Source organism: Methylobacterium mesophilicum (assembly GCF_022179445.1).
Taxonomy (GTDB): domain Bacteria; phylum Pseudomonadota; class Alphaproteobacteria; order Rhizobiales; family Beijerinckiaceae; genus Methylobacterium; species Methylobacterium mesophilicum.
The window spans coordinates 19,057-30,644 of sequence record NZ_BPQU01000044.1 but is presented as its reverse complement, the minus strand read 5'-3'; the positions used below and the strand labels follow the sequence as shown (position 1 = coordinate 30,644).

Genomic DNA, 11,588 nt, shown 5'->3' with positions numbered 1-11,588 from the left:
CTCCCCTCTCCCGACCCCCTTCGGGGGCCACCCTCCCCCGCAAAGGGGGGAGGGAGTGCCGCGGAGTCTCCAGCGTATCCTGCCGACCCCGATGCGTGAATCCGTTTGCCCGCACGGGAGAGGGGGCGCCTCGAACCTATGTGGTTCGTAGGCTTCAAGAAACTTTGAGCGTTCTGGAGCCCTCCTTCGAGGGCTTCGCTACGCTACGCCACCTCGCGATGAGGCCGTGGGTGGGACCGTCCCGCCTCACGCCGCCTCGGTCAGCGCCTGCTCGATCGCGTCGAGCGCCGCCTCGGCGCCGGCGCCGTTCGGGCCGCCGGCCTGGGCCATGTCGCGGCGCCCGCCGCCGCCCTTGCCGCCGAGCGCGCCGGCCCCGGCCCGGACCAGTGCGACCGCGTCGTAGCGGCCGGTCAGGTCCTCGGTGACGCCGACCACCAGGCCCGCCTTGCCGTCGGCCGCGACCCCGACGATCGCCACGATGCCGGAGCCGAGGCGCTTCTTCTCCTCGTCGATGATCGGCTTGAGGTCGCGCATGTCGAGCCCCTCGACCACCGAGCGCCGGAAGGCCACGCCGCCGACCTCGCTCTGGCGGGCGTTCGAGCCCGATCCGGTCTCGCCGCCCATGGCGAGCTTGCGCCGCGTGTCGGCCAGCTCCCGCTCCAGGCGGCGCTTCTCCTCCATCAGCGCGGTGAGGCGGTCGGGCGCCTCCGTGACCGGGGCCTTGAGGATGCCGGCGAGCGCGGCCAGCGTGCGCGCCTCCTCGGCCCGGTGGTGGCGTGCCGCGTCGGCGGTGAGCGCCTCGATCCGGCGCACGCCGGCCCCGACCGCGCTGTCGCTGACGATGGTGATCGCCCCGATATCGCCGGTGCGCCCGGCATGGGTGCCGCCGCACAGTTCGATGGAGAAGTTCTTGAGCCGGCCGCGGTCGGTCTCGGCGCCAGACGCGTCAACCGGCAGGCCCATCGAGACGACCCGGACCTCGTCGCCGTACTTCTCGCCGAACAGCGCCCGGGCGCCGGACGCGATGGCGTCGTCCACCGCCATCAGCTTGGTCACCACCGGGGCGTTCTGGAGCAGCACCGCGTTGGCGATGTCCTCGACCCGGGCCAGCTCGTCGGCCTCGATCGGCTTCGGGTGGCTGATGTCGAAGCGCAGCCGCTCGGGGCTGACCAGCGAGCCCTTCTGGGCGACGTGCTCGCCGAGCACCTGGCGCAACGCCTCGTGCAGGAGGTGGGTGGCCGAGTGGTTGGCGCGGATCGCCTTGCGGCGGGCGTGGTCGACCTTCAGCTCCACGGCTTGTTCGAGCCCGAGGGTGCCCTCCTCCACGCTGACGTGGTGGACGAACAGGTCCCCGAGCTTCTTCTCGGTGCCGGTGACGCGGACCTTCAGGCCCGCCGCCAGGATCAGGCCGGTATCGCCGACCTGCCCGCCGGATTCGGCGTAGAACGGCGTCTGGTTGACCAGCGCGAGGCCGGTCTGCCCCGCCTCGAGGCTCTTCACCTCGGCGCCGTCGCGCAGCAGCGCGGTGACGATGCCCTCGGCGGCCTCGGTCTCGTAGCCCAGGAACTCGGTGGCGCCGACGCGCTCGCGGATGCCGAACCAGACCGTCTCGGTGGCGGCCTCGCCGGAGCCCTTCCAGGCCTCGCGCGCCGCCTGCTTCTGGCGCTGCATCGCGGCCGTGAACGCCTCCGTGTCGACCCCGATGCCCCGGGCCTTGAGGGCGTCCTGGGTGAGGTCGAGGGGGAAGCCGTAGGTGTCGTACAGGGTGAAGGCGGTGTCGCCGGAGAGCTTCTCGCCGGCCTTGAGGTCGCGCGTCTCGGAATCGAGGATCGACAGGCCCCGTTCCAGGGTGCGGCGGAAGCGGGTTTCCTCCAGCTTCAGGGTCTCGCCGATCAGCGCCTCGGCGCGCATCAGCTCCGGGTAGGCCTGGCCCATCTCGCGCACCAGGGTCGGCACCAGGCGGTACATGGTCGGCTCGCGGGCGCCGAGGATCTCGGCATGCCGCATGGCCCGGCGCATGATCCGGCGCAGCACGTAGCCGCGCCCCTCGTTGCCCGGCAGCACGCCGTCGGCGACCAGGAACGAGGCGGCGCGCAGGTGGTCGGCGATCACCCGGTAGGACGCCATCGTGGCGGGCTCGGGCGCCCGCGAGACGGCATGCGCCACGGCGTCGATCAGCGCCTTGAACAGGTCGGTGTCGTAGTTCGAGTGCACGCCCTGGAGGATCGCGGCCATGCGCTCCAGGCCCATGCCGGTATCGATCGAGGGCCGGGGCAGCGGGTTGCGCAAACCCGGCTCCAGCTGCTCGTACTGCATGAACACGAGGTTCCAGAACTCGAGGAAGCGGTCGCCGTCCTCGTCCGGGGAGCCGGGCGGGCCGCCCTGCAGCGCCGGGCCCTGGTCGATGAAAATCTCCGAGCACGGGCCGCAGGGGCCGGTGTCGCCCATCTGCCAGAAGTTGTCGGAGGTCCCGATCCGGATGATCTTCTCATCCGGGAAGCCGGCGATCTTTTTCCACAGGTTCGCGGCCTCGTCGTCGTCGGCGTAGACGGTAACGAGCAGCCGGTCGGGCTTGAGGCCGAATTCCTTGGTGATCAGCGTCCAGGCCAGCTCGATCGCGCGGTCCTTGAAGTAGTCGCCGAACGAGAAGTTGCCGAGCATCTCGAAGAACGTGTGGTGGCGCGCGGTATAGCCGACGTTGTCGAGGTCGTTGTGCTTGCCGCCGGCCCGCACGCACTTCTGCGCCGTGGTCGCCCGGTCGTAGCCGCGCTTCTCGACGCCGGTGAAGACGTTCTTGAACTGCACCATGCCGGCGTTCGTGAACATCAGCGTGGGATCGTTCTTCGGAACGAGGCTCGAGGAGGGCACGGCCTCGTGTCCCGCACGCGCGAAGAAGTCGAGGAAGGTCGACCGGATCTCGTTGACGCCGCTCATCGGGGCAGAACTCTAAGCAGGGCTCAAGGGACTGGGCCGCCACCCGTTTCAGGCGCGACCCGCATGCCGCCCTCTTAAGGACGGATCAGGCCCGAGTCACGGGCGCCCCGCCGCGAAATCACCCCGGCCCGCCCCATGGCCGCCACAAGCACGGCCGTGTTGTCGCCACATCTGTCAAGCGATGGTGTGTCCGTGGCGCCGTCAAGGGCGCGTGAGGATTCGGGTAGACGATGCAGGGCCGCACGGTCGGATCGCCGAGGAACGTCACGGGTAAGCAGGGCCGGTTCGGGTCCGGCCGGGCCGATGCCATCACCGCACAGCCGATGCTCGGCCGTGTCCACGGGAGCGTCCCGGCGCTGGCCCGCTCGGTGCTCACGATATCGCTGATCGCCGGCGGCCTCAGCGCCGCGCTGATCGGCTCGGGGGTCGATCTCGGCAAGGTCGGGCTGAGCCAGGCGGTCTCCTCGGCGCAGGCCGCCACCGAGCCGCCGATGCCGCGCCCGCGCATCCACACCGTCGCCCTCAGCGAGGAGCTGGAGCGGACCCCGCTGCGCGCCTCGGCGAGCTTCGCGGCCGTGCACGACCTCGACACCGCCGTCGGCTCCAACGGCGTCGACCGCGTCTCCTACGACTTCCTGCTCTCGGAGAGCGCCGGCGGCGACCCGAACGACATCCTCGAATTCGGCCCGATGAAGATCCGGCGCCACCTGGTGCAGACGATCGTGCGGGCCGCCCAGGCGGTGCAGACCGACCCGGTCCTGCTCATGGCGGTGGCCGACAAGGAGTCGAGCTTCGTCACCGCGGTCCAGGCCAAGACCTCCTCGGCCACAGGCCTCTATCAGTTCATCGAGCGCACCTGGCTCGGCGTGGTCCGCGACTTCGGCGCCAAGTACGGGCTCGAGAAGGAGGCCGCGCTGGTCACCGCCGACGCCAACGACCGGCCGGCGATCACCGACGCCGCCGAGCGCGCCCGGGTGCTCGAATTGCGCCGCGACCCCTATCTCTCGGCGCTGATGGCCGGCGAGATGCTGAAGCGCGACGCCGGCCGCATCGCCCAGCGCATCGGCCGCGAACTCACCCTCGGCGAGGTCTACCTCGCCCACTTCCTGGGCGCCGACGATGCCGGGGAGTTCCTGGCCAACGTCGTCAACAAGCCGGCCGCCGCCGCAGCCGTGCTGCTGCCCGGCCCGGCCCGGGCCAACCGCTCGATCTTCTTCGCCGCCGGGCGCTTCGTCGGCCGCGGCCGGCACCGCAAGCCGGCCAGCCTCTCGGTGGCGCAGGTCCACGAGAAGTTCGAGGCGATGATGAGCACCCGCGGCACGCGGTACCAGAACGTCCAGGCGGTCTCGGGGATCATGGCCTACGCGGACGCCGCCACCGGCGTCGCCACGCAGTAACGACACGGCGAGCGGGCCTCTCTTCGCGGTCCCGCGCGCAACTCCCGGCCTCCCGCCGACGTTCGTCCAGTATCGCCGCATTCGCGTGCGGCGCGACACGGAGACCGCGGTACATTTCTTGGGGGGACGTTCTTGAGAAAGCCTCTGACGGGCACGGCGGCGCCGCATACCGATACGCTCTCGCCGAGCAGCATGCCGCTCGACCAGATCGGGCAGACGCTGGCGTCGATCTACGACGACCTCATGTCGGAGGGCGTGCCGGAACACCTCGCCGCCCTGGTGCGCCGGGTCCGGCAGGCCGAGGTCGAGCCGTCCGCCGCGCCGCCGCCGAGCCCGCAGGCCGCCGAGGCGACGAGCCCGCGCCTGGCGCTGGTGGTCGAGGACGATCCGCAGCTGCGCGCCCTGGCCGAGACCCTGCTGGAGGAGACCGAGCTCGAGGTCGTCGGCTGCGACAGCGCCGAGGCGGCCCTGGTCGTGCTCCAGGCCCGCGGCGGCGACGTGGCCCTGGTCTTCGCCGACATCCAGCTCGCGGGCGCCATGACCGGGCTGCAGCTCGCCCGCGCGGTGGCGACCCTGTGGCCCCGGGCCCGCCTGGTGGTCACAACCGGCCAGGGCGGCCGGCGGCCGGACCTGCCGAGCGAAGCGGTGTTCATCGCCAAGCCCTGGCGCCCCTTCGACGTGCTGGTGGAGGCCGAGCGGGCGACCACGGATCCGGCGCCGCCGGTCACCTGAGGCGGCGACGGGCCCGGCCCTTGCATCGACCGTTGACGTATCGGCGCGAGGAGCCTCCAGTTTGCCGATCCTGTCCGTCCGCCACCGCACGGTCTACCGGTACCGGCGTCCGGTCGCCTTCGGCGAGCACCGGATCATGTTCCGGCCCCGGGACAGCTACGACCAGCGCCTGATCGAGGCCTCGCTCGAGATCACCCCCGAGCCCACGGCGCTGCGCTGGATGTTCGACGTCTTCGGCAACTGCGTCGCGGTGGCGACCTTCGGGGGCCGGGCCGAGACCCTGACCTTCGTGTGCGGGATCACCCTCGACCACACCCCCGAGCACGCCCCGGTCTTCCCGCTGGCGCCCCACGCCACGCATTACCCGTTCGGATACGGGGTCGAGGACATGCCCGACCTGTCCCGGTCGATCGAGCGGCAATGGCCCGATCCGCGCCACGAGGTCGATGCCTGGGCGCGCAGCTTCATCCCGGCCGACGGCCGGATCCCGACCCAGGAATTGCTCGCCGACATGACCCGGAGCGTGCGGGCGAACTTCACCTACCTCGCCCGCTCCGAGAAGGGCGTGCAGGAGCCGCTGACGACCCTGCGCAGCAAGCGCGGCTCGTGCCGGGACTTCGCGGTGCTGATGATGGAGGCGGTCCGGGCGCTCGGCATGGCCGCCCGGTTCGTCTCCGGATACCTGTACAACCCGCGCAACGACCGCGCCCGCCATGTCGGCGGCGGCTCGACCCATGCATGGCTGCAGGTCTACCTGCCGGGCGCCGGCTGGATCGAGTTCGACCCGACCAACGGGATCGTCGGCAACCGCGACCTGATCCGCGTGGCGGTGGCCCGCGATCCGGCGCAGGCGGTGCCGCTGCACGGCTCGTTCTTCGGGCTCGCCAGCGACGACCTCGGCATGCGGGTGGACGTCGACGTGGTCGAACTGCCCGACGACGAGGCACGAACACCGGGATTTGAGGCGCATCCGCCGATCGTGGCGCGTTGAGCCGGCGGATCCGGATGGAACATGCGGGGCGACCCGCGGGGGCGAGAGGACAGCAGGTGGCCGCGATGAAGATCAGGACGGGTTACGATATCGGCTTCAGCCTGACCCAGCCCACGCCCATGGTCCTGATGCTCAGCGTCCATCCGTCCCGGATGCCCGACCTGCTGACCCCGCAGGAGATCCGGTTCGATCCGTGGGTTCCGGCGCACACGTACCGGGACGTGTACGACAACGTCTGCCATCGCATCGTCGCGCCGCCCGGCCTGATGACGATCTCGGCCGACTTCACGATCCAGGATTCCGGCCTCCTCGACGCCTACGTCCCGGACGCCCAGCAGATCCCGGTCCAGGACCTGCCGGACGACGTGATGGTCTTCCTGCTGGGCTCCCGCTACTGCGACACCGACAAGCTCTCCCAGACGGCCTGGTCGCTGTTCGGCAACACGCCCGAGGGCTGGGCCCGGGTGCAGGCGATCGTCGCCTACACGCACGAGCGCATCCGGTTCGACTACCAGCGCGCCGACGCGACCCGGACCGCCCATGACGGCTTCATGCAGCGCGAGGGCGTCTGCCGGGATTTCGCCCATCTCGCCATCGCGTTCTGCCGGTGCATGAACATCCCGGCCCGCTACGCCACCGGCTACCTCGGCGACATCGGCGTGCCGGTCGATCCGGCGCCGATGGATTTCTCCGCCTGGTTCGAGGTCTACCTCCAGGGACCCGACGGCCCGCGCTGGTACACGTTCGACGCGAGGCACAACCGCCAGCGGATCGGCCGCATCGTCATGGCCCGGGGCCGCGATGCCACCGACTGCGCGATCTCGACCAATTTCGGCTACGCCCACCTGGCGCGCTTCGACGTCCACACCGACGAGGTCGCGTGACGGGCCGGTGATCGCGGATATTGGTTACTGATATTCGGAGCGGGGCCATGCAGAGCGCAGGGTGTGGACCCCGGCACGCGCGAACCCGCTTACGTATTCCAACGTCAGCCAAAATCTTCTTCGAAGGGTGGAACTGCCAACCTATGCTCACGCTTGTAATAGCAAAGGTTATCGCACAGGCAGGCACACCATGAAGACCTCGGCCACCGCCCTCGCGGCGCTCCTTGCCGCAACTGTTCTGTCGGCCGCCCCGGCGCTGGCCGCCCCGGCCTACGATCCCTTCGGCACCAACGGCGCCGAGGAGTATTACTCGGATCCGGGCCAGTACGGGTACCAGGGCACCCCGGGCTACGGCCAGGGCGTGCAGGACGCGCCGCAGGCGCAGGTCCAGCCGATCCCCCGCGAGATCGTGGCGTTCAACGCCCCCTACGCGCCGGGCACGATCGTGGTCTCCACCGCCGAGCGCCGCCTGTACTTCGTGATGGGCAACGGCGAGGCGATCCGCTACGGCGTCGGCGTCGGCCGGCCGGGCTTCAGCTGGAGTGGCGTCAACAAAGTCACCGCCAAGCGCGAGTGGCCGTCCTGGACGCCCCCGAAGGCCATGATCGCCCGCCGCCCCGACCTGCCGCGCTACATGGCCGGCGGGATCGAGAACCCGCTCGGCGCCCGGGCCATGTACATCGGCAACACCGAGTACCGCATCCACGGCTCGAACGAGCCGGACACGATCGGCCAGGCGGTGTCCTCGGGCTGCATCCGCATGACCAACGACGACGTCACCGATCTGTACGAGCGGGTTAAGGTCGGCGCCAAGGTCGTCGTGCTGAACTGATCCGACGACAGCTTCTGATCTCGATAAAACGCACGCAAGAAGCCTGCAGGTCACGAAAGTGATCTGCAGGCTTCTTTTCGGATAGCGTTCAAGCCGGGCAGCAGACGAGCAGTTGCCTTGATCGCCGACGGAAGACCCTACCGCGGCCCGCCACCCCGCCGCATGGCGACCTCCTGCCCCTGGCTGTCGAGCGCACCGGACGGGGCGAGGCCTTCGTTCGGCACCGGGTTCATGCCCGCGCCGGCCGTCCGCGACGAGGGCCGTCCCGAGGTTCGGTCGCCCGCCGCCTGCTTCAGCGCCAGGGCCCTGCGGGACTTCGAGACCAGGCTCCCGCGCGCCTGCGCGCTCCGGCGCCGCTCGCTCTCCTTGCTGGCGCGCTTCACGGCGGCCGCGAGCAGCGCCGCCTTCTGGCGGGTGCCGGTGTCGTCCGTGGCCGGGCGCGCGCCGGAGGGAGCCGCCTTGCCGCGCAGTTCCCGGCGCTGGCGGCGGGACATGTCCCGGGCGCGGTCGCGGCGCTCGCGCAGCCGGCCGATCAGGTCGGCGATGCCCCCGTCATCGGCGTCGCGCAGTTTCGGGTGGTGGGAGCGGGCGACGAGGTCGGCCTCGTCGGCGCTGAGGAGGCGGGCTTCCTGGCGGCTCGATACGGACATGGATACTCCGGGTTGGAGGGATGGACTGGATCAGTCGGCGGCGAGGTCCGGCGCGCGGCGCAGGGCGGTCTCGCGCAGGGACCGGTCGGCGTAGGTGCCCTGCACGGCCGCGCGACCGCCGTGGTCGAACAGGTCGAGCATCAGGGCACTGTGGATGAAGCCGAGATGGCTGAAGGCCTGCGGGAAGTTGCCCAGGAAGGTCCCGTCCTCGGCGGCTTCCTCGGCGTAGAGCCCGACATCGTTCTGCAGCGCCCGTAGGGCGTTGAACCGAGTCCGCGCCTCCGCATCACGGCCCAGCCAGAGCAGCGCGTCGACGAGCCAGAAGGCGCAGAGCAGGAACGTGCCCTCGTGGCCGGGCAGGCCGTCGTCGGCCCGGTAGCGATAGACGAGGTGGCCGTGGCCGAGTCGCTCGATCACCACATCCACGGTCCGGGCGAAGGCCGCCGCGTCGACGGGGAAGCCGACCATCGGAGCCATCAGCAGGGCGGCGTCGACGTCGTCGCCGCCGATATATTGCGGGTAGTAGCCGTCCCGGTGGATGGCCTCGCCGTTCACGCAGGCGACGATCCGGTCGCGCTCCCGGCACCAGGTCTCCCGGGGGCCGAACAGGCGGATCGCCCGGTCGAGCGCGACCCAGTTCATGATCGCGGCGTGCAGGTAGCGCTGCTCGGGTTTGCGCGGCTCCCACAACCCGGCATCGGGCGTGTGCCAATGGGCGGCCGAGATGTCGGCGAGCCGGGCCCCGTGGCCGTGCATCGCCTCCGGCAGGGTGCCGCCGAGCCGCGTGTAGAGGTAGAGCAGGTCGAGCACCTGCCCGTAGGCGTCGGCCTGGTGCTGCTCGGCCGCCTCGTTGCCGGCCCGCACCGGCGCGCTGCCGCGCCAGCCCTCGAAATGCGCGATGGTGGTCTCGGTGAGATCGCCCTCCCCGGAGACGCTGTAGAGCGGCCGCAACCGGCCCTCCGCGCGCTCGCACAGGTCGGTCACGAACCCGAAGAAGGCTTCCGCCTCGCGCAGCATCCCGAACTTCTTCAGGACGTAGAAGGACAGGCACGCGTCCCGGATCCAGCAGAACCGGTAATCCCAGTTGCGGATGCCGCCGATCTCCTCCGGCAGCGAGGTCGTGGCCGCCGCGACGATCGCCCCGGTCGGCGCGTAGGTCAGCGCCTTCAGGACCAGCGCCGAGCGGATCAGCTCGTCGGCGAGCGGCCCGGTATAGGCCGCGTCCTGCGTCCACAGCACCCAGGCGCTGCGGGTCCGCTCCATCAGGGCGCGCGTGTCCGGCGGCGTCCGGGGCAGCGCGTCGGCGTAGAGGCTGAAGCTGCGCTCCTGGCCGGCCGCCAGGGTGAAGCGGACGGCCGCGCCCTCCCCGTCCGGGGCCATCGCGACGTCCGCGAGGAGGCCCGGGCATCCCGGCGTCACCACCCGGCCGCCCTCGATCGCCGGCGGCGTGAAACCTTCGGCAAAGCCCGCCAGCGGCCGGTACTCGACCACCATCGGGACCTGGCCGGACACGCCGCCGACGCGCCGCACCAGGCGCGGCCGGTCCGGCCCGCCCTCCGGCCCGACCATGAAGTCGTGCAGGGTGACGAAGCCGTCCTGGGTGGTGAAGGTGGTCTCCAGGATGTTGCTGCGACTCAGGTATTGCCGCGTCGTCTCGTACCGGCCCGCCGGGCGGATGGTGAAGTGGCCGCCGCGCCGCCGGTCGAGCAGCCGCGAGAAGGTCGGGGCGGCGTCGAAGCGCACCAGGCAGGCCCAGTCGATCGCCCCGTCGCGGGCGACCAGGGCGCAGCCCTCGCAATTCCCGATCAGGGCATAGGCCTCGATCGGCTGGTAGGGGCGCTGGCCCGCATCGGACATGAAGACTCCTTCTGGCCGCGCCGGCGATCCGGCTGCGGCGTGGGGATGGGACGGGTTCGGAGTGCTGGGCCGGATCAGGCGCCGAGCCGGAAGGCCGGTTCCAGCAGGCCGCGGGCGCCGACATCGACCAAAAAAGTCCGGCCGTGTTCGGGATCGGCGGCGCGCTCGGCCGCGTCCATGCCCTCGTAGGCGGAGGTGACCAGCAGCCGGTCGAGGTCGCGGCCCGCGAAGGTCGGGCAGGTCGGCTGCCGCACCGGGACCGGCACGGTGCGGACACGCTCGCCGGCGGGACTGTAGGCATCGAGGCAGGCGGCGCCGAACCGGGCGGTCCAGATCAGGCCCTCGGCATCGGTGGCGGCCCCGTCGATGCCGCCTTCGCCGCCGCGATGATCGTAGAGGGTCTCGATCGGGCCTTTCGGCAGGCCGGTCCTGGGATCGAGCGCCACCCGACGCAGCACGCCCTCGTCGGTGTCCACGAAGTAGCCGGTGGCGCCGTCCGGCGAGAAGCTGATGCCGTTCGGGATGGTCAGGCCGCCGAACAGGCGCCGCACCCGGGTGCCGGCGACATGGTAGATCGAGCCGCGCCCCTTGGCGGCGTCCCGGTCCATCGTGCCGATCCAGAGCGCACCGCACGGATGTATGCGTCCGTCGTTGGAGCGGTTGCTCTTCATCTCCTCTTCGAGCGGGCACAACATCCGGATGTCGCCATCCCGGATCGCCCGCACGTAGAGGCCGTCCTCGGCCGAGAGCAGCTGGTGGAAGCCGTCGATCGCCGCCACGTCGCTGACCTGGAACGGCAGGACATGGACCAGCGCCTTGCGGGATCCGGCGACCGGCTTCTCGAACAGGCGCGCTTCTAGGATGTCGACCCACCACGCCGTGTCGGTGCGCGGATCGTAGCTCGGACCTTCACCGAGATGGCAGCGGACCTGGCTCAGAACGCAGGCGTCTTGCAAACAATCCAAATGACCTATCCCGTTGGTTCCGATCGCGCATCAGGGTGGTTGGACGGTGGCTCAGCACGCGTCGCAGACGCTGCCGAGGACGGAGTCGAGCTCCTTCTGGCGCTTCGTCCGCTCGTTCGGGTCGTGCAGCGGGGCGGCCGCGCGGCCCGGCGGGACCGTCTGGCCCACCGACGAACGGTAGGGCGCGTTCACCGTCGTCTCGGGACCGCCGCCCGTGCCCGTGAAGGGGCCGGCCTGCGCCGCGTTCAGGCACGCCGGCGCCGCGATCAGGCCGAGGATCAGTCCGGCTCGCTTCAGGCTCGTGCGTGTCATGGCGTGACGTCTCCTCAGTTCCCTTCGGGTTGAT

General features: G+C 71.0%; 10 protein-coding genes. 5 read left to right on the top strand and 5 right to left on the bottom strand.

Translation table 11 applies throughout. The features are described from left to right. Positions 1 to 246: 246 nt before the first annotated feature. On the bottom strand, positions 247 to 2,934 hold the full coding sequence (gene alaS, locus MFF40_RS25845; RefSeq protein WP_147898786.1) for an alanine--tRNA ligase: 2,688 nt from the start codon (positions 2,932 to 2,934) through the stop codon (positions 247 to 249). A 230-nt stretch (positions 2,935 to 3,164) separates the two neighbouring features. On the opposite strand from alaS, the gene MFF40_RS25840 reads away from it, so the two are divergent. From MFF40_RS25840 to MFF40_RS25820, 5 genes are all read left to right on the top strand, one after another. Further along, positions 3,165 to 4,331 (top strand): transglycosylase SLT domain-containing protein, encoded by a 1,167-nt coding sequence (locus MFF40_RS25840; RefSeq protein ID WP_147856671.1) that lies wholly within the window; start codon positions 3,165 to 3,167, stop codon positions 4,329 to 4,331. A gap of 192 nt (positions 4,332 to 4,523) precedes the next feature. Further along, positions 4,524 to 5,063, top strand: coding sequence for a response regulator (locus MFF40_RS25835; protein WP_147898792.1), 540 nt, complete (start codon positions 4,524 to 4,526; stop codon positions 5,061 to 5,063). A gap of 61 nt (positions 5,064 to 5,124) precedes the next feature. Continuing rightward, a complete protein-coding gene (locus MFF40_RS25830; RefSeq protein WP_147898787.1) occupies positions 5,125 to 6,054 on the top strand; it encodes a transglutaminase family protein in 930 nt (309 codons plus the stop codon). 65 nt (positions 6,055 to 6,119) lie between these two features. After that, entirely contained in the window at positions 6,120 to 6,938 is an 819-nt protein-coding gene (locus MFF40_RS25825; RefSeq protein ID WP_147898788.1) for a transglutaminase-like domain-containing protein, read from the top strand. A 190-nt stretch (positions 6,939 to 7,128) separates the two neighbouring features. Next, positions 7,129 to 7,770: a L,D-transpeptidase gene (locus MFF40_RS25820; RefSeq protein ID WP_147898789.1), complete on the top strand. Its 642-nt coding sequence runs from the start codon at positions 7,129 to 7,131 to the stop codon at positions 7,768 to 7,770. Positions 7,771 to 7,907: 137 nt separating this feature from the next. On the opposite strand, the gene MFF40_RS25815 is transcribed toward MFF40_RS25820, so the two are convergent. From MFF40_RS25815 to MFF40_RS25800, 4 genes are all read right to left on the bottom strand, one after another. Further along, positions 7,908 to 8,420 carry a hypothetical protein gene (locus MFF40_RS25815; protein ID WP_147898790.1) on the bottom strand — a complete coding sequence of 171 codons (513 nt, stop codon included), beginning with the start codon at positions 8,418 to 8,420 and terminating at the stop codon, positions 7,908 to 7,910. A 30-nt stretch (positions 8,421 to 8,450) separates the two neighbouring features. Beyond that, positions 8,451 to 10,277: a glycoside hydrolase family 15 protein gene (locus tag MFF40_RS25810; RefSeq protein ID WP_238262830.1), complete on the bottom strand. Its 1,827-nt coding sequence runs from the start codon at positions 10,275 to 10,277 to the stop codon at positions 8,451 to 8,453. Positions 10,278 to 10,351: 74 nt separating this feature from the next. After that, positions 10,352 to 11,242, bottom strand: coding sequence for an SMP-30/gluconolactonase/LRE family protein (locus tag MFF40_RS25805; RefSeq protein ID WP_147854810.1), 891 nt, complete (start codon positions 11,240 to 11,242; stop codon positions 10,352 to 10,354). A 51-nt stretch (positions 11,243 to 11,293) separates the two neighbouring features. Next, positions 11,294 to 11,554, bottom strand: a complete 261-nt coding sequence (locus MFF40_RS25800; protein WP_147854811.1) for a hypothetical protein — start codon at positions 11,552 to 11,554, stop codon at positions 11,294 to 11,296. Positions 11,555 to 11,588 lie beyond the last annotated feature (34 nt).

Coding starts and splice junctions, on each gene's coding strand:
- MFF40_RS25810 (WP_238262830.1), bottom strand. CDS start 10,277: ATGTCCGATGCGGGCCAGCGCCCCTACCAGCCGATCGAGGCCTATGCC.
- MFF40_RS25825 (WP_147898788.1), top strand. CDS start 6,120: ATGAAGATCAGGACGGGTTACGATATCGGCTTCAGCCTGACCCAGCCC.
- MFF40_RS25835 (WP_147898792.1), top strand. CDS start 4,524: ATGCCGCTCGACCAGATCGGGCAGACGCTGGCGTCGATCTACGACGAC.
- MFF40_RS25820 (WP_147898789.1), top strand. CDS start 7,129: ATGAAGACCTCGGCCACCGCCCTCGCGGCGCTCCTTGCCGCAACTGTT.
- MFF40_RS25800 (WP_147854811.1), bottom strand. CDS start 11,554: ATGACACGCACGAGCCTGAAGCGAGCCGGACTGATCCTCGGCCTGATC.
- MFF40_RS25840 (WP_147856671.1), top strand. CDS start 3,165: ATGCAGGGCCGCACGGTCGGATCGCCGAGGAACGTCACGGGTAAGCAG.
- alaS (WP_147898786.1), bottom strand. CDS start 2,934: ATGAGCGGCGTCAACGAGATCCGGTCGACCTTCCTCGACTTCTTCGCG.
- MFF40_RS25815 (WP_147898790.1), bottom strand. CDS start 8,420: ATGTCCGTATCGAGCCGCCAGGAAGCCCGCCTCCTCAGCGCCGACGAG.